Source organism: Stenotrophomonas sp. CASM110 (assembly GCF_049384345.1).
GTDB classification, from domain to species: Bacteria; Pseudomonadota; Gammaproteobacteria; order Xanthomonadales; family Xanthomonadaceae; genus Stenotrophomonas; species Stenotrophomonas muris.
On the sequence record NZ_JBMRGI010000004.1, the window covers coordinates 79,356 to 102,833 of the forward strand.

Consider the following 23,478-nt stretch of genomic DNA (forward strand, 5'->3'; position numbering starts at 1 on the left):
AGTCGAGCAGGGCTCGACTCTACAGGTCGCGCGCCTTCAGCCAACCATCGATCGTGGCCGGCACTTCGCGCTGCGCGCGCCCGGACACGTAGATGCCGATATGGCCACCGCGGAAACTGGACTCGGTGTAGTCGTCCGTGCCCAGGCGCCCGCGCATCGCGCGCGAGGCGTCCGGCGGCACCAGATGATCCTGCTCGGCGTAGATATTCAGCACCGGCAGCGTCACCTGCGACAGGTCCACTGCTTCCTCGCCGATCCTTACCGTGCCCTTCATCAGGCCATTGGCCTGGTAGAACTGCTTGATGAAATCGCGGAACGCCTCGCCCGCCAGGTCCGGCGAATCGAAGATCCACTTCTCCATGCGCAGGAAGTCCTCCAGCGCCGCCTTGTCATCGAGGATGTCGAGCAGGCCGACGTACTTCTGCACGTTCAGGCGGAACGGCTTGAGCATCAGGTAGCTGGCGTTCATCAGGTCGGCCGGGATGTTGCCCAGCGTATCGACCAGCAGGTCCACGTCCACCTGCCGCGCCCAGTGCGAGAGCATGTTGTCGGCGGTCTGGAAATCGACCGGGGTGACCATGGTGATCAGCTTGCCCAGCTTCTGTTGGCGCAACGCTGCGTAGCAGAGTGCGAACACGCCGCCTTGGCAGATGCCGAGCAGGTCGACCGGGCCACCACTGCGCACGCGCAGCGCATCAACCGCTCCGTCGATGTAGCGCAGCAGGTAGTCCTCCAGGGTCTGGAAGCGTTCGGACCGGTCCGGGTAGCCCCAGTCCAGCACGTACACGTCCTGGCCCAGCGCCAGCAGCTTCTGCACCAGCGAACGGTCGGCCTGCAGGTCGACCATGTACGGCCGGTTGACCAGCGCGTAGACGATCAGCAGCGGCGTGCGCCGGGTCGGCGCCTGCTCACCGACGAAGCGATACAGCACCACCTTGCCGTCGCGCCAGACTTCCTCGCGCGCGGTCACGCCATAGTGCACGTCTTCCACCTGCGGCAGCAGCTTCAGCCCTTCCATCAGCTTGCGCTGCATGGCCAGGCTCTCCTGCATCAGGTCATCGGCGTTGAAGCCCAATGGTCCCTTCATCGGTCACGCGCCCGATCGGAAGCGCGAGGTGCGGCCTTCTTCGCAGATGTCTTCTTTGCAGATGTCTTCCTCGCAGGCGCCTTCTTTGCCGGCGCGGCCTTCTTCGCGGCCTTGCGCGCAGTTGGCTTCACCTTCGCCGGCGCCGGCTGCGCCACCGGATCGACCTCAGCGGTTCCGGCCAGCACAGCCACCTGCGCCTGCAGGCGGCGCAGGCTGCGCTCCAGCTCGGCGATGCGGCGGTGTGCGGCATCCATCTCGCTCCGGGTCGGCAGGCCGATCCGTTCACTCATCTGTTCCACCTCCCGCTGCAGGCCGGCGCGCAGGCGCATCTGCGCGTTGCCCAGCGAGGCGTACACCTGCTGGAACGGTTCGGACATGGCGACCTTGGCGTAGGCCTCCTCGGCAACTTCGATCCACAGGTCGAACATCGCGCGGGCGCTGGTCAGCTGGCTGCCGGGCTGTTCGTGCTCGGCCAGGCGCTGCTCGAACAGCGCAAAGGCTTCGTCCAGTGCCTGCTTGATCTGATCGACATAGGCGCGCGAATGCTGCTGGTATTCCTCCTGCGCACGCAGCAGGGCCTGCCAGCGCGCCTGGTGCTCGCGGCCGGGGCCGAATGCCGGGCTCTGCAGCCACGGGCCCGCCTGCAGCTGGAACTGCTGCAGCCAGGCGGCGAATTCGGGTATCGCGGCGCCGGCGTGCGTGCTGCCACGGGCGCCCTGCAGCATCCACTGGAGCATGCCGTCGCCCTGCCCCTGCACCGCCTCGCGCCAGGCCTGGGCCACATCGGCACTGCTGGCGTCGCGGCCCGCAAACCGTGCGGCGACCTCCTGCATGGTGCCGTACCAGCTGCCCGCCTGTTCGCGGAACCGGCGCACGGCATCTTCCGGCGCGCCCTGCGCCTGCTCGGGCAACAGCTGGCCCCACCAGTCGAACAACCGCTGCCAACTGCCGGGATCGTCACCGGCGGGTGCGCCGGGCGTGCTCGCATGGCGCAGGGCATCGCCCCAGGCGCCGAAATACTGCCGGGCCAGGGTTTCGAAATCGCTGCTGCCGGTGTCGTGGGCCGAGCTGGTCATCGCAGGCCTCCGCAGGGCTGGCTCATGGCTTGGGAATACGCAAGGTCTTGCTGATCATCAGCGACCCGGACAGGGCGAACAACAGCACCATCGGGTGCAGCTGCCACGGGCCGATCTGCCACTGGCCGAACCAGATGTTCTGGCCGATGGCATCGGTGCCGGCGGCAATCGCCAGTACGATCACCAGCACCAGGCTGGTCGGGATCGGGGTGCCCTCGAAATACGTGACCTTGCCCTCGTCGCCGGCGAGCGCCTCGGCAGTGACGTTGTAGCGTGCCAGGCGGCTGACGCCGCAGCAGACGAAGTAGCTCAGCACCAGCCAGTCCCATCCGCCCTGCATGCCGCAGGCATAGGCCAGCGCCGCCGGCGCCACGCCGAAGGAGATCACGTCGGACAGCGAGTCCAGCTCGCGGCCCAGGGTGGAGCTGGACTTGCGCCAGCGCGCGATGCGCCCGTCGAGGGCGTCGAAGATGAAGGCCAGCGGGATCAGCGCCATGCCGAACAGCAGATAGCCGCGCTCGCCGTCCTGCAGGAAGCGCATCGCGGCAAAGACCGCACCGGTGCCGCAGAAAGCATTGGCCAGGGTGAACCAGTCGGCCAGCTGGAATTCGCGCAGCATCGAGAAGTGACGTTTCATGGGGTCTCACGGAGCATCAAGGCCCACAGGTTACCGCGAGCGCCGCCGCTGGCGACAGCGCTGGCTCAGCCGATCCTTCACCGCCCCCTCACCCGTCGTCACCGGCGGTGAATTTTTCGCCACCCATCTTGACAGCCTAGGGGGGTGGCGCCTGTCGGGGCTTATCCACAAAGTTGCCCACGCGTAATCCACACCCCCTGTGGACAACCAGATCTCACCGACTGCGACGGTGGACATTTCCTCATCACTCTTCCGCGGGGTTTCCCTACTTCCCAAGCCGCAGAGTCGGCGCTATGGTCACCGGCGGGCCCGCCGCCGCCGCGTCCGATTCCTGGTGACGGGCGGCGATGATGCCGGATGCTTCCACCTGCCGCTGGCGCAGCGGCCCTGAAGTGGTAGAGCCGGCCGCTGGCCGGCTGCCCCGACCGTTCCGCGTTGCCGGCCAGCGGCCGGCACTACCCAGCCTGCACCCGCCGCCAGCGCTCGAAACAGAACACCTGCATCACCAGCATCGCCAGCAACCCCAGCGGCCACGCCCACCACACGCCGGCCAGCCCGTGCTGCGCCTGCATCCACATCGCCAGCGGCAGCTCCAGCAGCAATACCGCCGCCATGCCCAGCAGCGCTGGCCGCCATACCGTGCCACTGCCGCGCATCACTCCTACCAGCACGGTGCTGCCGCCCATCGCCAGCACGCCCCATGCCACCGTGCGCAACTGCAGCGTCGCCAGTTCACGCGCTTCGGCAGCCACCAGGATCAGGCCGGTCAGCCAGGGCGCAAGCGCCATCACCAGCAGCACCACTGCACTCAGCATCGCCAGTCCAAGCAGCACGCCGGTGCGGGCGATGGCCGGCAGCCGTGCCGTACGCCCTGCACCCATCGCATGCGCCGCGAGGATGGTGGCGGTAATGCCCAGCGACATCGCCGGCAGCTGCACCCAGCTCATCAACTGGTTGACCGCACCGTAGGCGGCCGTGGCCGTGTAGCCGTAGCGGTTGATCCAGCCCAGCAATACGATCTCGGCAATGGCCAGGCTGAGCATCTGCAGCGAAGACGGTACGCCGATGCGCAGCATCGCGCGGATGAGCGCGCCATCGAAACGGATGGCACGCAACTGCTCGCGCCGTGGCGCCAGGGGATGTCCTACCCGATGCCAGCGCCACAGCAACCAGCCCAGGGCCAACAATGAGGCAAACGCCGCCGATACAGCCGCACTGGCCGACCCCAGCCGCGGCAGGCCGGTCCAGCCCAGGATCAGCAGCGGCGTGCACAGCAGGCCGACCACCGTGGCCAGCAGCAGCGCCTGCAGCGGCGTCTTTGCATCGCCCACTGCGCGGCTCACGGCAGTGGCCAGCCACAGCAGGAAGAACACCGGAGCCGCCAGCAACAGCACGCGCGCGTACACGATGGACTCGCCGAGGATCGCTGCCGGCGTGCCCAGTGCCGCCAGCAGCTGTGGCGCGAAACCGCCGCCCAGGGCCATCACCAGCACCGACAACAGCAGGATCAGCGCCACCGCGCTGCCGGCCACCGCGCGCGCCTGTTGCGGGCGGCCCGCGCCCCAGGCCTGGCCGATCAGCACCATCGCGCCCGTGGCCAGGCCCATCACCAGGGCCAGCAGCAGGAAAAAGACCGGGAAGAACGCCGCGGCCGCAGCCACCGCCTGTGTGCCAAGCAGGTGGCCGAGATAGATGTTGTCCAGCGTGCCTGCGGCCAGCTGCAACGCATTGGTCAGCAGCATCGGCAGCAGCAGCGTCAGGTAGGTGCGCCACAGCGGGGGTGCTGCCGGAGGTGTCGGATGTACAGGGGGGCTCATGGGATTCTCTGGGCAAGGCGCCGCCCTGCCCGGCGTTTCCGCCAGCAAAGCAAGCACAGGGGAAGCGGGCCGCGGCCCGCGATCAGATGACGCCGTCGCTCAGCAACGGCGCGATGGCTCAGCCGTCAGCGTCTTCGAACGCCAGCCGCAGGGCGTGGTCGCGCACATCCCTGGGCCAGGAATGCAGCGCCGCTTCCAGGCCCGCGCGGTCATGCGCGAACAGCACCCGAATGGCCTCCTCGAAGCCCGGCAGGTCACCGGCGATGGCCTGCAGGAAGTGATAGGTACGCTCGCTGTGGCGGCGCTGCCGATCCTCGTCGGCACCGGCACGGCTGGCCGCTTCCACCAGCCTGCGCAGCACCACCGAGGCCCCACCCGGCTGTTCGGCCAACCACGCCCAATGCCGCGGCAGCAGCGTCACTTCGCGGGCGACCACGCCCAGCCTGGGGCGGCCACGGCCACGCGGGGTTGCGGGCGCCTCTCCGGCAGTGACGTCGGCACCCGCCTCCACGGCGGAGGGAAACGCTTCGGTCACCCGCGCCAGCAGCTCTGTGTCGCTGCCGCGCGTGTCGAAATCGCGGGTTCGCCCGCTGGCGTTGTCGAACACCAGCAGCGGACCGGCTGCGTTGTCGGCACGCAGCTGTTTCAACGCCAGCGCTGCCACTTCCGGGGTACCGGAAGCGACCAGGCGATGGCCGTCGAAACAGCTGAAGGGAGGAAGTCGGGACACAGGCATGGCAATGGCATCAGAGGCGATGCGCGAATATTGCCCGGGTAATTTCACCGAGTCAATATTATCCGGGTATTAATTTGCCAGAAGAGCGTGCCAACCAAGGTTGGCACCCACCCGATTCGTCACCTCACAGCCGGCTGTAGGACCAGCTGACCATGCGGCCGTCCTTGTACGGCATCACGCCGTGGAACGGGCGCGGGTCGGCGTCGAACACCAGCGGCAGGAAGTTGCGGTCGCCCTCCCACATCGGCAGCGTGTCCAGCTTGTCCAGGTCCACCCACTCCAGCGTGCCTTCATGGTTGCCGCCGTGCGGGGTGCCTTCGAAAGTATCGATGACGAACACGAAGCCCAGCCAGTCTTCACCGTGCTTGCCGAAGCCCGGCCAGCTGAGGGTGCCGCGCAGGCGCATGCCGGTGCAGTCGATGCCGGCTTCCTCGGCGATCTCGCGACGCATGCTGGCTGCCACGTCCTCGTCCGCTTCGATCTTGCCGCCCAGCCCGTTGTACTTGCCCAGGTGGTGGTCACCCGGACGGGTGTTGCGGTGGATCATCAGCACCTGGCGACGATCAGGCGACAGCACGTAGCCCAGGGTGGCGACGATCGGGGTGTACGGCATGGGCGGCATCCAGCGGCAGGTCAGCCGTGGATTATGGCCGATCAGCGCACCAGCGACAGGCGGCGCTCGGCGGGTGTGCCTGCGCCATCGGGATCGCGGCGCAGGGTGGCCACGCCGTGACCGCGCTCAGCCAGGTATTCCAGCCACTTGCCGAGGAAGGTGTTCATCCGCATGCGGTGGCTGATCAGCTCGGCCGGCGGCGGGTACAGGCCCATCGTGTCCTGCCAGCGGCGGCCGACGTAGCAATGGGTGGTCTCGGCCTGGCGTGCGTCACGGTAAAGGCGCACATACGCCGAGGGATCCGGCTCACCGGTGACCGGGTCGGCCAGGTCGTAGGTCAGGCGCAGTTCCACCGTGTAGCGGTGGCACTCGATCACGTCCAGGCGTACGTCCAGGCCGTCGCCGATCGAGGAAATGTAGCTGCCCGCCACCAATCCGGCCGGTTCGAACAGGCGCACCAGATGGCGGTAGTTCTCCGCGTACAGGCCCATGAGCCAGCTCAACCGGCTCAGGCGGGGAATACGTTCGGTGCGGGGCGAGGCTTGGGCCATGGGTCGATCCTACACGTTGGTGCTTCAACGTGGGGGCGCCTCAAGCCACAGCCAACCCGACAACGACGATCCCCGTGTAGAGCCGAGCCCATGCTCGGCTGCTGTTCGGGAAGAACCCGGCGGCCCAGCCGAGCGTGGGCTCGGCTCTACAGGGCGAAGTGCGGCGCGCCGGAAAGGCTCAATACAGCTCGCGCTGCAGCCCCAGCGTGGCCAGCACCTTGCTGGAAATCTCCTCGATCGAGGTATGCGTGGTGCTCAGGGTCGGGATCCGCTCCATGCGGAACATGGTCTCGGCCGCAGCCACCTCGCGCTTGCAGGTCTCCAGGTTGGCGTAGCGCGAGTTCGGACGGCGCTCCTGGCGGATCTGCTGCAGCCGGTCCGGATCGATGGTCAGGCCGAACAGCTTGCGCCGGTAATTGCGCAGTCGCGGCGGCAGGCGATCGCTTTCCAGGTCTTCGTCGGTCAGCGGGTAGTTGGCCGCGCGTACCCCGTAATGCAGGGCCAGGTAGATGCAGGTCGGCGTCTTGCCCGCGCGCGACACCGCCACCAGGATCACGTCGGCATCGTCGTAGTTCACCGCGATGCCGTCGTCATGGGTCAGGGCGAAGTTCATCGCGTTGATGCGACGGTGGTAGGTATCGAAATCGACCATGCCGTGGGCCTGGCCGACCCGGGCCAGGCGCGGGCTGGCCAGTTCACGCTCCAGCGGCTCGATGAACGGCGCGAACACATCCAGCATCAGTGCCCCGCTGTCGGCCAGGATCAGGCTCAGGCTCTGGTCCACGCAGGAGTTCACCACGATCGGCCGGACCTGGTAGCGCTCCCCTGCCGCCTGGATCCGGGCACAGGCTTCACGCGCTTTTTCGGGGTCGTCGACAAACGACATGCGGTCGGTAATGAAGCTGAACCCGGAGAACTGGGTCAGCAGGCTATGCCCAATGGTTTCAGCGGTGATACCGGTTCCATCGGAAACGTAGAACACCGGACGGATGGTCGACATGCGCGCTTTTACCCCCTACGAAGCTTAAAAAGGCCGCCAGCACAAGCTTGTGCCGACGGTGCTCTGCCCGGCATCATATCGGCTTCTTCCTACGGACGCGGCCACTCAGCCCGCCTCGGGCGATGGCCAAACGGAGCATCGCGCTTGAACGAGAACATCCTGTGGTTGCACGAACTGCGTCTGGCCGATCTGGCCCGCGTAGGCGGCAAGAATTCGTCGCTGGGCGAGATGATCGGCAACCTGGCCGGTCTGGGCGTTTCGGTGCCGGGCGGTTATGCCACCACCGCTGAAGCCTTCAAGGACTTCATTGCGCACAACGATCTGTCCAAGCGCATCTTCGACAGGCTGGCCACGCTGGACGTCGAGGACGTCACCGCGCTGACCGCCGCCGGCAAGGAAATCCGCAGCTGGGTGATCGATGCGCCGCTGCAGCCGCAGCTGGACCAGGACATCCGCGCCGCTTACGCCAAGCTGAGCGCCGACAACGGCGGCGGCGATGTGGCCGTGGCCGTGCGTTCCTCGGCCACCGCCGAGGATCTGCCGGATGCCTCCTTCGCCGGCCAGCAGGAAACCTTCCTCAACGTCACCGGTGCCGACGACGTCGTGCACAAGGTCAAGGAAGTGTTCGCCTCGCTGTACAACGACCGCGCCATCGCCTACCGCGTGCACCACGGCTTCAAGCATGAGGATGTGTTCCTGTCCGCCGGCGTGCAGCTGATGGTGCGTTCGGGCGTCGGTTCGTCCGGCGTGCTGTTCACCCTGGACACCGAGTCCGGCTTCCGCGACGTGGTGTTCGTCACCTCTTCGTTCGGCCTGGGCGAAATGGTCGTGCAGGGCGCGGTCAATCCCGACGAGTACTACGTCTACAAGCCCACCCTGCAGGCCGGCAAGCCGGCGATCCTGCGCCGCTCGCTCGGCAGCAAGGCGATCCGCATGGTGTACTCGGATGTCCCGGGTGAGCGCGTCAGGATCGAGGACACCCCGGCCGAGCTGCGCAACACCTTCTCGATCAGCGACGAGGACGTGCAGGAACTGTCCAAGCAGGCGCTGGTCATCGAAAAGCACTACGGCCGCCCGATGGACATCGAGTGGGCCAAGGACGGTGTCAGCGGCAAGCTGTTCATCGTGCAGGCGCGCCCGGAAACGGTGAAGTCGCGCAGCCACGCCACCCAGATCGAGCGCTTCGCGCTGACCGAGAAGGGCGGCAACGTGCTGGCCGAAGGCCGCGCCGTCGGCGCCAAGATCGGCTCGGGCGTGGCCCGCGTGGTGAAGACGCTGGACGACATGAACCGCGTGCAGCCGGGCGACGTACTGATCGCCGACATGACCGATCCCGATTGGGAACCGGTGATGAAGCGCGCTTCGGCCATCGTCACCAACCGTGGCGGCCGTACCTGCCACGCCGCGATCATCGCGCGCGAGCTGGGCGTGCCGGCCGTGGTCGGTTCGGGCAACGCCACCAAGGTGATCGAAGATGGCCAGCTGGTCACCGTCAGCTGCGCTGAAGGTGATACCGGCTTCATCTACGAAGGAAAGCTCGGCTTCGAGCGCACCACCACCGATCTGGGCAACATGCCGCCGGCACCGCTGAAGATCATGATGAACGTGGCCAACCCGGAACGTGCCTTCGACTTCGGCCAGCTGCCGAACGCCGGCATCGGCCTGGCCCGCCTGGAGATGATCATCGCCAGCCACATCGGCATCCACCCGAACGCGCTGCTGGAATACGACCGCCAGGATGCGGCGACCAAGAAGAAGATCGATGAGAAGATCGCCGGCTACGGCGATCCGGTCAGCTTCTACGTGGACCGCCTGGCCGAAGGCATCGCCACGCTCACCGCCTCGGTTGCACCGAACCCGGTGATCGTGCGCCTGTCGGACTTCAAGTCCAACGAGTACGCCAACCTGATCGGCGGCAGCAACTACGAGCCGCACGAAGAAAACCCGATGATCGGCTTCCGCGGCGCCAGCCGTTACGTCGACCCGAGCTTCTCGGCCGCCTTCGCGTTGGAGTGCAAGGCCGTGCTGCGCGTGCGCAACGAAATGGGCCTGGACAACCTGTGGGTCATGATTCCGTTCGTGCGCACCCTGGAGGAAGGCCGCAAGGTCGTCGAGGTGCTGGAACAGAACGGCCTGAAGCAGGGCGAGAACGGCCTGAAGATCATCATGATGTGCGAAGTGCCGTCCAACGCACTGCTCGCCGATGAGTTCCTGGAGATCTTCGACGGCTTCTCGATCGGCTCCAACGACCTGACCCAGCTCAGCCTGGGCCTGGACCGCGACTCGTCGATCGTCGCGCACCTGTTCGACGAACGGAACCCGGCAGTGAAGAAGCTGCTGTCGATGGCGATCAAGGCCGCACGCGCCAAGGGCAAGTACGTCGGCATCTGCGGCCAGGGCCCGTCCGATCACCCGGATCTGGCCGAATGGCTGATGCAGGAAGGCATCGAGTCGGTGTCGCTGAACCCGGACACCGTGGTCGATACCTGGCTGCGCCTGGCCAAGCTGAAGGCCAACGGCTGATGCCGTAATGGGCTGACGTCGCTTTCATCGACGTCCGCACATACTGCTGCCGCACGCAAGCCCCGCCTCTGCGGGGCTTGCTGTTTCTGGCGTCCGTGCACGCCACGCGCACCTCGCGCCTGTCCCTCAGCAGCAAAGGAACTCCCGCATGATCGCCGCCGCCCGACCCGCCCCCGCCGCAACGCCCTGGTTCCACTCGCTCAACTGGGAGCGCCTGCTGGAAACCTACGGCGTACCGTTGCTGGCCGCGATCGTGGTGCTGCTGGTGGGCCTGTGGGTGGCACGACGCCTGTCCAACGCGATGCCGCGCGCTACGGCTCGCATGGGCGTGGACCCGATGCTGGGCAGCTTCCTGCGCAACGTGGTGTATGCCGCATCGCTTGTGATCGTGGTGGTGCTGGCGATCGGCACGCTGGGCGTGCAGATCACCCCGTTGCTGGCCGTGCTCGGTACCGCTGGCCTGGCCGTCGGCCTGGCATTGAAGGATTCGCTGTCCAACATCGCCTCGGGCGTGATGCTGGTGACGCTGCGACCGTTCCGTGTGGGCGATGTGGTCACCGTGGCCGGACAGACCGGCACGGTGCGCGAAGTGCGCATCTTCCAGACCGTCATCACCGGTGCCGACAACCAGCACACCACCATTCCGAACACGTTGATCACCGCTGCACCGATCATCAACCTCACCGCCGAACCGACCCGCCGCGTCGAACTGGTGATCGGCATCGGCTATGAAGACAACATCCAGCTGGCGCGCGATACCGCGCTGGCGTTGATGAAGGCCGACCCACGCGTGCTGCAGACACCGGCACCGGACGTGGTGGTGTATGAGCTGGGCGCGCACGCCATCAACCTGGGCATCCGCTGCTACGTGAAGTCGGCCGACTGGTTCGGTACCAAGGTCACGCTGCTGGAGCAGCTGAAGCTGGGCTTTGACAAGGCCGGCATCAACATCCCGTACCCGCAGCAGGACATGCACCTGTACCTGCATGGAAAGGATGGCGGCGTGATAGAGGCTGACGCGCTGGTGCGCGACAAGCCCTGATCCATGCCGGTAGTGCCGACCAACGGTCGGCACCCACCCATCGGCGATACGACATCGGAATGCCGGCCAGCGGCCGGCACTACCCCTCGCCCACTGGTAGTGCCGGCCGCTGGCCGGCAGCGTCCAGGATCAGGCCGCGACGCTCTCTTCCAGCGTCGGATAATCGGTGAAGCCCGCCGCGCCACCGCCAAAGAATGTCGCACGATCCGGCGGATTCAGCGCCGCACCGGTACGCAGTCGCTCCGGCAGGTCCGGGTTGGCGATGAACGGCCGACCGAAGCCGATCAGGTCAGCCCAGCCTTCAGCCAGTGCCTGCTCGCCGCGTTCGGCGGTGTACTTGCCGGCGTAGATCAGCGTGCCCGGATAGACCATGCGCAGCGCCTGCTTGAACGCCACCGGCATCAACGGTGCATCGTCCCAGTCGGCTTCGGCGATGTGCAGGTAGCCCACGCCCAGCTCACCCAGCAGGTGCGCCGCGGCCAGATAGGTCGCCTGTGGCGTATCGTCCACCGCGCCCTGCAATGTCGTCAGCGGCGCCAGACGGACACCGACGCGGTCACCACCGGCTACGGCCGTCACCGCCTGCACGACCTCGCGCAGGAACCGCAGCCGGTTCTGCAACGCGCCGCCATAGCCGTCGGTGCGCCGGTTGGCCTGCGAGTCGATGAACTGGTTGATCAGGTAGCCATTGGCACCGTGCAGCTCGACGCCATCGAAGCCGGCGGCCAGTGCATTGCGGGTGGCCTGTGCATAGTCGGCGATGATGCCCGGAATCTCGTCCTCGGCCAGCGCGCGCGGCATCGAGTGCTGGATCATCTCGCCCACGCCCGCTTCCGGGCCAGCGCCGGCAGGGTCGACAAACACCTTCACGCCTTCGGCCAGCAGCGCCGACGACGACACCGGGGCGGCACCACCCGGCTGCAGGGCCACATGCGAGACCCGGCCCACATGCCACAGCTGGGCGTAGATGCGGCCGCCAGCGGCGTGCACCGCATCGGTCACCCGGCGCCAGCCCTGCACCTGTTCCGGGCTGTGGATGCCCGGGGTCCAGGCATAGCCCTGGCCCTGCGGGCTGATCTGGGTGCCTTCGCTGACGATCAGGCCAGCACTGGCGCGTTGGGCGTAGTAGGCGGCCATGTCCGCGGTGGCGACGTTGCCGTCGGCGGCACGCGAGCGGGTCATCGGCGGCATCACGATGCGGTTGGGCAGGGTCAAGGCGCCCAAGCGGTGGGGAGTGAACAACATGGCGGCGATCTCTTGCGGGGGGGACTGCCGCAAAGGATGGGGATGCCAGCTGCCAGGCAACAGGCATGTACTGGCAAAACAATTGTTCCCCCAAGGCAAGGATGACCGGCAGAGCCCCTTCCTGCGGAACGGGATCCGACCCCGCGCGCAACCGGGGTCGGATCCCTTTGCAACGCAAAGGGCTCCGACCCCGAAGCCGGCTACAGCGTGGGCTCGATCAGCACGCCGCCATGCGCCACGCGGTCATAGCAGGCGCGCACCACGTCTTCCCCGTACTTCAGCTCCAGCCGACGCACGATGAAGTGGCCGCGCGCCATGTCCTGGTAGTAGTCGGTGAACATGGTATTCAGTGTTGCACCGGCGGCGGCACCGACGATCGGCACCGCCTGCGCAGCGAATTTCTCGGTAACCACCACGCCGAAGCGCGCCGCCACCTTCTCCACCATCTTCGCCAGCAGCTTGCCAGCTTCCTTTGGCGCCACGCCCAGGGTCAGGTCGCGGCCGGTCACCACCCGCCCGGCCAGCTCGGCCGACAGGTGGCGCATCACATCCGTGGTGAAGCCGCGGGCCAGGTAGTAGCCGGTCTCGCTGGCATCATCGCGCGGCGAGTTGCCGCCCAACGCGAACACCTCCAGGCACGCCTGGCGGGTGCTGAACTCGGACAGGTCGAAGCCCTCGCTGCGGGCCACGTCGGCCACCGCACGCATCATGATGGTGGTCGACACCGGCAGCTCGATGAACAAGGCCGCGAAGCCGAAGGCCCCACCGACCGCGCCCGAGGTGGCCGCCGCCAGTTTGTGCCAGCGGGTGGACGCCCCCTTGCCGGGGCTGTTGTCCATGCTCCACAACGCGGCCTGCGCCGATTTGCTCAGCGCCGCCTGCACAGCACCGTGGATGCGGTTGGAGACCGAGCTGGGCAGCGCCTTCACCGCGAACTCCAGCGGCGTGCCGACCAGGTTGGCCATGCGCGCGGTCAGGGTCGGCGCTTCCAGCAGGGCCACCGCGCGCTGCAGGTCGGACCAGTCGCGGGCGTCATGGGCGATGTCGCGGGGGAGCAGGATCGGCTCGTTCATGGCGCCGATCTTAGCGCCAGGAAGTTGAACGGTTCGTCGCGGGGTACGACAGAGGGGTCAGAGCCCTTTCCGCAGGAAAGGGATCCGACCCCGGCGCCTTGCCGGCCAGCGGCCGGCACTACCCGTTGGCGTGTCATCCGATAGCGCCGGGCCATGCCCGGCGTCGTTGTTCAGGCAACCGGCAGCCCCGACAGCGCGCCCATGAACTGGCGGTAGTGGCGCAGCTCAGCGATCGAATCGTGCACGTCGCTCAGCGCGGTGTGGTTGCTGTTCTTGCCGACGCCGGCGGCCACGCTCGGCGCCCAGCGCTTGGCCAGTTCCTTCACCGTGGACACGTCCAGGTTGCGGTAGTGGAAGTACTTCTCCAGTCGCGGCATCTGGCGGTGCAGGAAGCGGCGATCCTGGCAGATCGAGTTGCCGCACATCGGCGACAGGCCGGCCGGGATCCACTGCGCCAGGAAGTTCACCGTCTGCGCCTCGGCCTGGCCCAGGGTGGTGGTGCTGTCCACCACGCGCTGCCACAGGCCCGAGCGGCGATGCTGGTTGCGGTTCCACTCGTCCATCGCTTCCAGCGTTTCCAGCGGGTGGTGGATGGCGAATTCCGGCCCTTCGGCCAGTACGTTGAGCTGGGCATCGGTGACCACGGTGGCGATCTCGATGATCGAATCGTTGTCGGTATCCAACCCGGTCATTTCCAGGTCGATCCAGATCAGTCGCTCGTTGGCCGCGCCGTTGTCCGCCATGTGTCGCCTCGTTGCTGGGCAGGCGCGCGGCCTGCCGGTGATGGAAAGAGGCGCCCATCATACCGGTTCGCCCCCTCAGGCCTCGCCGGCATGGTCTTCCAGCAGCAGCGGCGGCTTGCCACGCTTGGCACGGAAATAATTGGTCAGGCGCATGCTGGCCTCCTTGGCCAGCACCCCACCGTGGATCTCCACCCGGTGGTTGTGGCGGGCATCGCCCAGCAGGTCGAACACGCTGCCGCAGGCGCCGGTCTTGGGGTCGCTGGCGCCGTAGACCAGGCGGGCAACGCGTGCATGCACGATGGCCATCGCACACATCGCGCACGGTTCCAGGGTCACGTACAGGGTGCTGCCGAGCAGCCGATGATTGGCCAGCCGCGTGCCACCGGCCCGCATGGCCACGATCTCGGCATGCGCACTGGGATCGTGCGAGGCGATGTTGAGGTTCCAGCCCTCGCCCAGCAGCTGGCCATCGGCGCCCACCAGTACCGCACCAACGGGGATCTCGTCGTACTCGCGCTGCGCACGCTCGGCCAGCGCCAGCGCATGGCGCATCCAGTGTTCATCGGCGTCGTGCACCGGTACACCCAGGGCGTCGGTCATGGCGGTTCTCGCGTGTCTGCAGGGCCAGGATGGCCGCCGGGGCCGCATTGTACGCCCGCGGCCGTGCAGGCGCCGCTAACGCGCGTCGAAGCGCTCGCGGGCGGCGTCCAGCGCCGGGAAATTGTGCTCGGCCCAACGGTCCAGGGCGGACAGCGTGTCAACCAGTCCACGTGCGACCTCGGTCAGCCGGTATTCCACATGCAGTGGCTTGCTGCCCCGCTCACACCGCTCGACCAGGCCGTTGCGCTCCAGCTGCCGCAGGGTCTGGGTCAACACCTTCTGCGAGATGCCTTCGATCTTCCTCAGCAGCGCGCCATTGCGTTGCGGGCCCTGCGCCAGCGCCGGCAACAGCAGCATCACCCACTTGCCGGAGATCAGCGCCAGCGCATCGCGTGCCGAGCAATCGGCGGCATAGACATCGCCCGGGTAGGCCATGGTTACCTCAAGGTGCGTAATTGCCGGGGCATACCGGCGCCGCGAGGATGGTCGCACACTCCTCGAACACCTCGCCCCATGCGCGCCCTGATCCTGCTTGCCCATCCCGAACCCCGCTCCTTCAACGCCCACCTGGCCGCACAGGCCGCCGAACAGCTGCGGCATGACGCGCTGCAGGTGGACGTGGTCGACCTGTATGCAGAGGGCTTCGATCCGCTGGAAGCGGCCCGCCATCATTCAAGTCGCTTGCAGCCCGGCCGTTTCGATGCCCAGCGCGAACAACGCCACGGCGCCGAACAGGGTCGGCTGCCCGCCGATGTGCAGCGCCATCTGCAGCTGCTGCAGGCCGCGGATCTGGTCATCCTGCAGTTCCCGCTGTGGTGGTTCGCGCCGCCGGCAATCCTCAAGGGCTGGCTGGATCGCGTGCTGGTTTACGGGCCGATGTACAACAGCCGCCTGCGCCACGAGCACGGCGCGATGCGCGGCAAGCGTGCGTTGCTGAGCGTCACCACCGGCTCATCGGCACGGGCCTGCGCCGTCGACGGCCGCGAGGGAGATACCCGGTTGTTGCTGTGGCCCTTGATGTACAGCCTGCGCTACGTCGGCTTCGACGTGCTGGAGCCGCATCTGGTGCATGGCGTGCGTTCCGGGCTGGCAGCGGAGCGCGTGCAGGCACACGACGAGGCATTGGCTGCAGCAACCCACTACTACCGCGAACGCCTGGCGCAATGGCCGCGGTGGCCCACCGTGCCCTTCAACGACAGCGGCGATTTCGAGGATGGCGTGGTGCTGCGCGCGGAGGCCACTGCCTACAGCCCCTTCATCCGCCATCGCAACACCGGATGAATCCACGCCTGCGCGCTGGGTCGGGACGCGCCATACTACGCGCTCTTTGCAAGCACCTTGGTGAACCCATGACCACCCTCCGTCCCTCGCGCGCCGACGACGGCGCCGCCCTCGTCGACCTCTGGCGCCGCGCCGTCGACGCCACCCACAACTTCCTCAGCGCCGACGACCGCCAGGCCATCGATGCCGAAGTCGCCGGCTTCCTGCCGCAGGCTCCGATGACCGTGGCCGTCGACGCTCAGGACCGCCCCCTTGGCTTCATGCTGATCGACGGCACGCACATGGAAGCGCTGTTCATCGATCCGGACGTACGCGGCACCGGTATCGGCCGGCAGTTGCTGCAGCACGCGCTGGCCCTGCATCCGCAGCTGAGTACCGACGTCAACGAACAGAACGCGCAGGCCGTTGGCTTCTACCAGCGCATGGGCTTCGTCGAAACCGGACGTTCACCGCTGGATTCGCAGGGCCGCCCGTATCCCCTGATTCATCTCCGGTACAACGGCTGACATTCGACGGATATTCGAGGCCCGCCCCGATCATCAGGCCGTGGCCTCGAATGCCGGCGAGTACTGCACCTCTCCCTGCGCCATCGGTGGCCGCAGGCACAGCGCCTGGAAGTACTCTGGCGGCACACCCGGCAGCACCAGGCCCGGCTCGGCGCGGAATCCGAATCGACCGTAATACGCGGGTTCTCCCAGCAATACGCAGCCCTGTGCCCCCTGCTCACGCAATGCGCCGAGCGCCGCGCGCATCAGCGCCGCACCGATGCCCTGCCCCTGCCAGTCCGGCAGCACCGAGATTGGCCCGAGGCCGAACCAGCCGGTGCTGCCATCGCTGATCGTCACCGGCGACAGCGCGATGTGCCCGACGACCTGTCCGTCCTTCTCGGCGACCAGCGAAAGACTCAGCTCTCCACGCGAACGCAGCGTATCCACAATGAACTGCTCGGTGTGGCTGCTGTGCGGGGCTTCGCGGAAGGCCGCCTCGGTGAGTGCATGGATGACCGCGTGGTCTTCGCGGGTTTCAGAGCGGATCGTGCAGTTCAAGGACAACACCTTTGATGAAGTGATGGACATGTGAATGATCGATTCCGGTCACGGATTCAGCTGCGAACCTGCGTCGGCGTCAGAGCCAACGCGACGATCGGATGCCCTGTGCGGCAAGCGATCTGCCGGCGGCGCGCCCCGGGAGCGTCAAAAATCCGTCTCCAAGGGTGGCACAGGGCTCCCGGCACGTTCCATAATCGAGAAACCTGCCACCCAGGAAGGATAGACGGACATGGACGCACGATGCAGGATTGGGCCATGGGTGTAGCGCACCTCGCACACAGGGGACGGCCGCTGCTGGCAGTGCTCGCCCTCGTCCTGCTGGCGGCATGCTCGCCCTACGCCGATGCCGAGCGCGACGTCGCCGCGGGTGGACGCGGCCTGGCCAAACTCAACCCGGCGCCGAAGCAGGCCTATGAGCTGGTACTGACACTGAAGGGCGCGCCAGGCCCGTTCGCGGTTGTTGAGGGCGTGGCCCAGTACGACGCCATCAACTACGCAGACTGTGGACGGATCGTGCCTGCAACAGGCACTGCAGGCCGCATCACCAGCCAGGAGCCCATCACCCTGCACAAGGTCAGCGAGAACGAGTACCGCGGTACATTTTACCTGGACCGTATGCTGGATGAGGACTACTACGGGCGTGGCGTCTGCCATTGGACGCTGACGGGTGTCGGTGCGATGTTGCGCGCCACGACCAGCAAGGCGGATACGCGATTCCTGACGTTCATCGACAAGAAGCGCATGGAGAACGACTCGCCTCTGACGCTTTATTACCCGAACCTTGTCTATCCGCGCGCCGACACTGTCGCCAACTTTGGCGCCAGTGGCGAGGAAGCTCCGTCGGGGTACAGCGAAGAGCTGCGCAATGCGCTGTTCTCAACCACCACCACTGTGCAGAAGCTCGTGCCATGAGCCGCCAGTGCCACATTCACCCTTACACACCAGGAGGCCGACATTGCGCCACAAGATGATTCCGTGCCTTGCTCTGCTTCTGTTGACCGCCTGCCATCCGGAGACCGCCATGAACCAGGAACGTGCCGCTGCTGAAGCCGATGTCGCCCAGGGTGGGCGCGGCCTCGCCAAGCTCAACCCCAGCCCGCGCAAGGCCTATGAACTGGTGCTGCGCCTGAAGGACGCCCCGGGCGATTTCGCGGTGGTCGAAGGTGTCGCGCAGTACGACGTCACCAACGAAGACCAGTGTGGCTATATCGAGCCGGCCACCGGCACGGCTGCACGGATTACCAGCCAGGAACCGGTGGAACTGCGCAAGGTCGCTGATGGCGAGTACCGGGGCACTGTATACATCGACCGCATGCTGGATGAGGATTACTACGGTCGCGGTGTCTGCAAGTGGGAGTTCACCGGTGCAGGCGCGATGCTGAAGGCGACGGGGGCCGAGGGCGAGACGCGTTTCCTTTCATTTATTGAAGCAGCGCCATTCGTGAAAGGCGAGACCGAGACTCGCCACTATCCTCGTTCGGACTATCCGCGCGTGAACGAGATTCCTGACTACGGCGCAAGCGGCCAAGAAGACCCCACCAAGTTCCGCCCTGAGCTGCAGAATTCGCTGTTCTCGGCTTCACTTGAAGCCAATGAGGTCCGCCAATGAGCCTCAGCAGCCAAGACTATGCGGATATTTCCGACGACGTGTACAAGGACCGTGCGGTCGGTCGACGCGCTCCCGGCAAGGAAGAGCTCGTAGCGATCAACGGGCATGAGTACAAGATCCTCGAGCACGTTGATAATCGATTGAACGGTTATCAGGGAACGATCTACCAGCGAGTCGACACCAATGAAATTGTCGTCGCACATCGCGGCACCGAACAGATCGCCCGCGATGCGATCCTGACCGATGGTGGCATGGTTGTCGCCCGCACCAACGTCCAGGCACCGGACGCCATCGCGCTGACCCAACGCGCCCTGGCCTACGCCAAGAAGGAGGGGCAGGATCTCGGACAGCGCCCACCCGAAGTCACCGTCACCGGCCACTCTCTCGGTGGCGCGCTGGCCCAGATCACCTCGCACCATTTCAATGTCAAGGGCGAGACCTTCAACGCCTATGGCGCGGTCAGCCTCAGCTACCGCATCCCGGAAGGCGGCAACACCATGATCAACCATGTCATGGCGTCCGATCCGGTCAGCGCGGCGTCGCCGCACTTCGGCCAGGTGCGCATCTACGCGCGGCCAAATGAAATCAGCACGCTTGCCGCGAACGGCTTCAGCAATCACTCGTTGCGCGCCCTGATCCCTGACCGGCCGATAATCGCCGCAGGCAGCTCGTTCGGTGCGCACAAGCTGGGCAACTTCCTCGGTGACGGCTCGGTGCTGCAACACCCGGAAACGCAGAAGCTGGCAAAAGACAACGCCAGGATGATCGAGGAGTACCGCGACGACGTTGAATCACTGCGCCGTGGTGTCACCCGCGCGGCGCGCGGCATTCCGGGCGGCGCCGTCGATCTGTACGACCATATCCGCGGCCCGCTGCAGCCCGGTGAGCCGGCACGCCGCGAAGCGGAGAAGAATGGCCATCACACCAGCATGCTGCGCATGGACGACGCCAACCATGTGGGCAACCCACTGTTCAACGACGCGATCCGTGGCGTGCACGCGCAGGACGTCCGCGTCGGCCGGGTACCAGACGTAATGAGCACGCAACTGGCCGGCAGCCTGGCCGCCGAAATGCATGCGGCGGGCGGCAAGCGCATCGACGAGGTGGTCATGAATGCCGATGCCTCGCGCAGCTTCGCCGTGCAGGGCCAGGGCGGTGACCCGGCCCACCTTCGCGTGTCAGTGGATACGGCGGTGGCGATGAACACACCGCTGGAACAGAGCAGCCAGCGCATCGACCAGCAGGCCGCAGGTCAGCGCCTTGCACTTGAGCGCGACCAGCAGCTGGAACAGCAGCAGAATCAGACCCGCAGCCTGCAGGCCTGATGCAGCGCGGGAGCCGGTCAGCCCGGCTCCCGCATCACTTCGAAACTCCGGCTCAGGGGCTGGACGCTGCCATTGGCACGGATGCTCCGGCCGTCACGAACAGATCCGGCCCGGAATCCGGGAATCCACCGCAGGCGCGATCGCCGGGCGCCACCGGATCACAGGGCCACTGCGCCCGCGCGACTTTGTCGCGCAGCTCGAAGCGATCGCCGGTCCAGACCACGAACGCGATGTGCTCACGGTTCCAGTCACTGTAGACGCGCGGACCACCCTTCTGCGCCGACTCCGGATACTGCACGAACCAGCGCATGGCCGGGCCGTACTGCAACTTGCTATGGTCCAGGCTGATCCGTCCCTCACGCGACAGCTGCCGCGCACGATCCGCTTCCGTCTGCTGCGGCATGACAGGCATGGCATCGGCGGTCACATCCCTCGGCGCCGCGTCCCCGCGGACCTGGTACACACGCTGGCCCACATAGGCCTCGCGGCAATCACCCGCTGGCACGCGGACCGGCTCCGCGCCGTACTCATCACGGTTGGCGACCTGGTCGCTGCAGGTGAACGGCGCCGACACCAGGTAGAACGTGCTGTCGGCGTCGCGCCCTTCCAACGAGCGCACCCAGATGTCGCCCATCCGCACGATGAAGTCCGGGCGCTGGCCGTAGCCCGGCACCGCCTTGAACCAGGCCTTCTGCCGCACCTCACGCTCGCGCCAGCTGCGCGGCAGGTGGATGTCCTGCTCGGGCAGCGCGACCAGCATCGCAGCCAGATGCGCCGGCATGGTGCCCTGGCAGGCGCCGATCAGCAGGTCGCCCTGGCTCGCCAGCCGCCCGGCCAGATCCACCGGGCAGCGGGCACCGAGCGCACGCTCGGTCGCCTGCTCGGGCGGCAACGGCACGATGGCCAATGCAGGCGGTGCCGGCGCTACCGCCGGGACCGCTGACTCGACGACTGTAGGCGGTGCAGCCACAGGCGCCGCCGCTGCGGGCGGAACGGGCGCAGGCGCCGGGTCCGCAGCCGGCGCCGGCTGCGTGTCCACCACCGGTGTCGCAGGGGGTGTCGCGGCAGCCGGTACTTCGGGAGCCGGCGCCGCGACAACGGCGTCGGCCGCCGCGGGCGCTGCAACGGGCGCCGCCCCTGCAGGCGCCTCAACGGTAGCCTCGGCAGCGGGGCGCGTCTCCACGACGGGCGCCGCTGCCTCCTGAGCTTGTGCCGACGCTGCGGCAAGTCCAAGTGACAGCAGCCAGAGCGGCGGCAGGCGACGCACGGGTGCATTGCAGCGGGCAGCGGCGTGGCGGGCATTCGGGGGAACGATTCGCATGTGGTGTCCTTACGGGTGGGTTTCCATGTCGGCGCCACAGGGCGCCACGCGTCGTACATGAAGCGCCAGCGGGCACCCTGCCCGCCGGCATCGGTGTTACAGGGATCGAGAACGCTGCTCCTGCTCGCGGGCGAGCGCGGCCGCCGGGTCCTGCTGGGCGACATTGGCAGCCAATTGCTGGCTGCTCTGCGCCAGCGGCTGCTGCGCCGCCTGTTCGCGATCGACCGATGCGCGCAGCATGGCCGGATCGCCCAGCGCGCCCTGCACGGCAAACAGCGTGCGACCGTCATTGCCGGCCAACAGGTGGTCGATACGCGACATTCCGGCCTTCTGCGCGCTCAGCGCCAGTGCGCCGGCGGCATTGTCCAGTTCCTGCGCGCTGCGCATTCCGCTTTGCGGCCCCATCTGCTGCAGGTGCTGGCGCGCTCCCAGGAACAACGTGTATCCCGGCTCGCCCGGTTGCGACATGTCGCGTCCCGTTGCCTGCTGGGCCGGCGCCCCCACTTCGCCACGCTCCAGCCGCGCCATCACATCGGGCGTCAGCTTCTGCTGCCACACGTCAAAGCGCTGCTGGCGGGCTTCGATGCCGTTGAGCGCGCCATTCAGGGCACGCGTGGCTTCGCGCACATCCTCGCGTGCCGTCTCCGGCACCCGCGTCTGCCACTGCCACACGGCAATGCGACCTGCGTGCTCGGGCTGTGCGGCCAGTTCCGGGTGATTCACCAGGTCCAGTTCCAGCGCCTTGCCGGCACGCTCATAGTTCTCCTTGCCGACCAGCGGCAGATAGCCGCGGCCGTGATACTTCAGTGCGTCGCCAGGGGCATCGTTGCCCATGCGCCCGCCGTACATCAGCTCAGCCAGGTTTTCCGGGCGGCCACGCAGCGCTTCCTGGCGGGCGCTCTCCAGCGCACCGTTGCCATTGCGCCACGCTGCTTCCACCGGGATCTGCGAGATGCCCCGGGTGAAGTTGAAACTCTCATTGAGCCGGCTCAGGCCACGGGACTCGTGCCCGGCCTGCGCCATGAAGTTGGCCAGTTCCCGGGACGAGGTCATGCCGGCCTCCGTGGCCTGCCGCAACAGCTGCGACTCCCTATCCTGCGACACGGTGAAACTCCTGCTCGATCATCGTTGGATACTCCCGCCTCCTCACCGGCATGGCACTCAGGGCAAGCTGACGTCGGCGACGACGGACGGATCGAAATCCTCGAACCGCACCCGGCCAAGTTCGGCGGCCGAGAAGTCACGCGTATGGGTGGCCTCGGTCTCGGTGTCGACCACCCTGCGCTGCACGCCATGCACCCAGCACGCCTGCTCGGCAGGTGCATACCGGAACGTGTAGACGCTGCTCCAGCGTTCGCGACTGCCGCCGTTGGTGATCACACTGAACGCACCATCCTCGATGGTCACGTACGCGAAAGGATCGCCGGCAATGCCTCCCCGGGTGGAACACGGCACCAGCTTGTCGTTGCGCGCCGCCAACTGCCATCGGCCCGTGGCGTCGCCCAGCAGCAGCAACAGCACCCGGTTGGGACCGTGCTCGCCGGGCAGCAAGCCCTCCGGAGGAGGTTGGTCGATCACCAGGAGCTGGTCCTGGAAACCATTGCCCGTCAGATCACCGCGCACGGCTTCCAGCAGGTTCGCGCCGGACGGAACGAACGCCAAGGCATTGTCCATGTGTACGCCACTCCCCTTCTCCATCCCCTGCAACTCCTTCAATCCCGTCTTGCCAGTTCCCGAGCGGAGGCCGGAAACGGGGCGATGCCTCGCACGTGCCCTGCGGCCGCCATGGCGGATGATAGCCTCGAGCCCACGGCAACCGCGATGGTGGCAAGCGTCACCCGCACCGCGGGGGGACACAGTCCTCATGGACGGAAAAGCTCCTGTGTTCGATGGCACCGGCGCGTCGGGATTTTGACGCGCACGCAGCTTACTTCGAGGAGGCAGCGCTCGTCGAAGGGTGCTTGGGATGAAAAGCGCACTTGATCACAGAAACAGCGCGGTTAACGTGAATGGTGGCTTATCCGACAATCAGACACGCGGTGGATGGCACCGCAGGTATGGCTCGCATTCCCACATACGGTCTGGCCCGGCCGGGGCGATGTTGCACGGAAAGCCTACGCCACTTAAGTCGACGGGTGCGGGACCCAGCA

Annotated in this window: 24 protein-coding genes; 7 read left to right on the top strand and 17 right to left on the bottom strand. The window is 66.9% G+C overall.

Features of this window, described 5'->3' with window-relative positions; all coding sequences use genetic code 11:
- Positions 1-19: 19 nt before the first annotated feature.
- The 8 genes from phaC to ppsR form a co-directional block, all read right to left on the bottom strand.
- Complete coding sequence (gene phaC / locus VG561_RS04300; RefSeq protein WP_032956096.1) at positions 20-1,087, bottom strand: class III poly(R)-hydroxyalkanoic acid synthase subunit PhaC; 1,068 nt, start codon at positions 1,085-1,087, stop codon at positions 20-22.
- Positions 1,084-2,163 carry a class III poly(R)-hydroxyalkanoic acid synthase subunit PhaE gene (gene phaE / locus VG561_RS04305; protein ID WP_262093127.1) on the bottom strand — a complete coding sequence of 360 codons (1,080 nt, stop codon included), beginning with the start codon at positions 2,161-2,163 and terminating at the stop codon, positions 1,084-1,086. The genes phaC and phaE overlap by 4 nt, the downstream gene beginning before the upstream one ends.
- Positions 2,164-2,185: 22 nt before the next feature.
- The gene (locus VG561_RS04310; RefSeq protein WP_014647547.1) at positions 2,186-2,800 is read right to left on the bottom strand and encodes a CDP-alcohol phosphatidyltransferase family protein; all 615 of its coding nucleotides are present in this window, start codon (positions 2,798-2,800) and stop codon (positions 2,186-2,188) included.
- Positions 2,801-3,255: 455 nt separating this feature from the next.
- A complete protein-coding gene (locus VG561_RS04315) occupies positions 3,256-4,617 on the bottom strand; it encodes an MATE family efflux transporter (RefSeq protein WP_032956100.1) in 1,362 nt (453 codons plus the stop codon).
- 118 nt (positions 4,618-4,735) lie between these two features.
- Positions 4,736-5,353, bottom strand: coding sequence for a DUF2239 family protein (locus tag VG561_RS04320; protein WP_014647549.1), 618 nt, complete (start codon positions 5,351-5,353; stop codon positions 4,736-4,738).
- A gap of 124 nt (positions 5,354-5,477) precedes the next feature.
- Positions 5,478-5,966, bottom strand: coding sequence for an NUDIX hydrolase (locus VG561_RS04325; RefSeq protein ID WP_014647550.1), 489 nt, complete (start codon positions 5,964-5,966; stop codon positions 5,478-5,480).
- Positions 5,967-6,007: 41 nt separating this feature from the next.
- Positions 6,008-6,517 (bottom strand): DUF1249 domain-containing protein, encoded by a 510-nt coding sequence (locus VG561_RS04330; protein ID WP_032956108.1) that lies wholly within the window; start codon positions 6,515-6,517, stop codon positions 6,008-6,010.
- Between the two features lie 178 nt (positions 6,518-6,695).
- Positions 6,696-7,517, bottom strand: a complete 822-nt coding sequence (ppsR, locus tag VG561_RS04335) for a posphoenolpyruvate synthetase regulatory kinase/phosphorylase PpsR (RefSeq protein ID WP_014647552.1) — start codon at positions 7,515-7,517, stop codon at positions 6,696-6,698.
- A gap of 144 nt (positions 7,518-7,661) precedes the next feature.
- On the opposite strand from ppsR, the gene ppsA reads away from it, so the two are divergent.
- Positions 7,662-10,040 (top strand): phosphoenolpyruvate synthase, encoded by a 2,379-nt coding sequence (ppsA, locus tag VG561_RS04340; protein ID WP_423179402.1) that lies wholly within the window; start codon positions 7,662-7,664, stop codon positions 10,038-10,040.
- 148 nt (positions 10,041-10,188) lie between these two features.
- On the top strand, positions 10,189-11,082 hold the full coding sequence (locus VG561_RS04345) for a mechanosensitive ion channel family protein (protein WP_049408109.1): 894 nt from the start codon (positions 10,189-10,191) through the stop codon (positions 11,080-11,082).
- A gap of 129 nt (positions 11,083-11,211) precedes the next feature.
- On the opposite strand, the gene VG561_RS04350 is transcribed toward VG561_RS04345, so the two are convergent.
- From VG561_RS04350 to VG561_RS04370, 5 genes are all read right to left on the bottom strand, one after another.
- Positions 11,212-12,327, bottom strand: a complete 1,116-nt coding sequence (locus tag VG561_RS04350; RefSeq protein WP_142234919.1) for an alkene reductase — start codon at positions 12,325-12,327, stop codon at positions 11,212-11,214.
- Positions 12,328-12,527: 200 nt separating this feature from the next.
- The gene (locus VG561_RS04355) at positions 12,528-13,400 is read right to left on the bottom strand and encodes an EcsC family protein (RefSeq protein WP_046431294.1); all 873 of its coding nucleotides are present in this window, start codon (positions 13,398-13,400) and stop codon (positions 12,528-12,530) included.
- A 170-nt stretch (positions 13,401-13,570) separates the two neighbouring features.
- The gene (orn, locus tag VG561_RS04360) at positions 13,571-14,143 is read right to left on the bottom strand and encodes an oligoribonuclease (RefSeq protein ID WP_014647557.1); all 573 of its coding nucleotides are present in this window, start codon (positions 14,141-14,143) and stop codon (positions 13,571-13,573) included.
- Between the two features lie 75 nt (positions 14,144-14,218).
- A complete protein-coding gene (tadA, locus tag VG561_RS04365; RefSeq protein ID WP_014647558.1) occupies positions 14,219-14,743 on the bottom strand; it encodes a tRNA adenosine(34) deaminase TadA in 525 nt (174 codons plus the stop codon).
- A 75-nt stretch (positions 14,744-14,818) separates the two neighbouring features.
- Complete coding sequence (locus VG561_RS04370; RefSeq protein WP_032961582.1) at positions 14,819-15,178, bottom strand: winged helix-turn-helix transcriptional regulator; 360 nt, start codon at positions 15,176-15,178, stop codon at positions 14,819-14,821.
- 78 nt (positions 15,179-15,256) lie between these two features.
- Between VG561_RS04370 and VG561_RS04375 the strand changes: the two genes are divergently transcribed.
- Positions 15,257-16,024 carry an NAD(P)H-dependent oxidoreductase gene (locus tag VG561_RS04375; protein WP_069118271.1) on the top strand — a complete coding sequence of 256 codons (768 nt, stop codon included), beginning with the start codon at positions 15,257-15,259 and terminating at the stop codon, positions 16,022-16,024.
- 68 nt (positions 16,025-16,092) lie between these two features.
- Positions 16,093-16,530, top strand: a complete 438-nt coding sequence (locus tag VG561_RS04380; protein WP_049441672.1) for an acetyltransferase — start codon at positions 16,093-16,095, stop codon at positions 16,528-16,530.
- Positions 16,531-16,563: 33 nt separating this feature from the next.
- Here VG561_RS04380 and VG561_RS04385 read toward each other — a convergent pair whose 3' ends face one another.
- A complete protein-coding gene (locus VG561_RS04385) occupies positions 16,564-17,070 on the bottom strand; it encodes a GNAT family N-acetyltransferase (protein WP_262093124.1) in 507 nt (168 codons plus the stop codon).
- A gap of 258 nt (positions 17,071-17,328) precedes the next feature.
- On the opposite strand from VG561_RS04385, the gene VG561_RS04390 reads away from it, so the two are divergent.
- The 3 genes from VG561_RS04390 to VG561_RS04400 are packed head-to-tail and all read left to right on the top strand — an operon-like array spanning position 17,329 to position 20,007.
- Entirely contained in the window at positions 17,329-17,985 is a 657-nt protein-coding gene (locus VG561_RS04390; protein WP_238381466.1) for a hypothetical protein, read from the top strand.
- A gap of 43 nt (positions 17,986-18,028) precedes the next feature.
- Positions 18,029-18,682, top strand: coding sequence for a hypothetical protein (locus VG561_RS04395; protein WP_014647564.1), 654 nt, complete (start codon positions 18,029-18,031; stop codon positions 18,680-18,682).
- Positions 18,679-20,007 carry an XVIPCD domain-containing protein gene (locus tag VG561_RS04400; RefSeq protein WP_262093123.1) on the top strand — a complete coding sequence of 443 codons (1,329 nt, stop codon included), beginning with the start codon at positions 18,679-18,681 and terminating at the stop codon, positions 20,005-20,007. The genes VG561_RS04395 and VG561_RS04400 overlap by 4 nt, the downstream gene beginning before the upstream one ends.
- 52 nt (positions 20,008-20,059) lie before the next feature.
- Here VG561_RS04400 and VG561_RS04405 read toward each other — a convergent pair whose 3' ends face one another.
- From VG561_RS04405 to VG561_RS04415, 3 genes are all read right to left on the bottom strand, one after another.
- Positions 20,060-21,328 carry a hypothetical protein gene (locus tag VG561_RS04405; protein ID WP_423179403.1) on the bottom strand — a complete coding sequence of 423 codons (1,269 nt, stop codon included), beginning with the start codon at positions 21,326-21,328 and terminating at the stop codon, positions 20,060-20,062.
- A 96-nt stretch (positions 21,329-21,424) separates the two neighbouring features.
- Positions 21,425-22,432 carry an XVIPCD domain-containing protein gene (locus VG561_RS04410; protein ID WP_321210536.1) on the bottom strand — a complete coding sequence of 336 codons (1,008 nt, stop codon included), beginning with the start codon at positions 22,430-22,432 and terminating at the stop codon, positions 21,425-21,427.
- 57 nt (positions 22,433-22,489) lie between these two features.
- The gene (locus VG561_RS04415) at positions 22,490-23,026 is read right to left on the bottom strand and encodes a hypothetical protein (protein ID WP_032954278.1); all 537 of its coding nucleotides are present in this window, start codon (positions 23,024-23,026) and stop codon (positions 22,490-22,492) included.
- Positions 23,027-23,478: the final 452 nt, after the last annotated feature.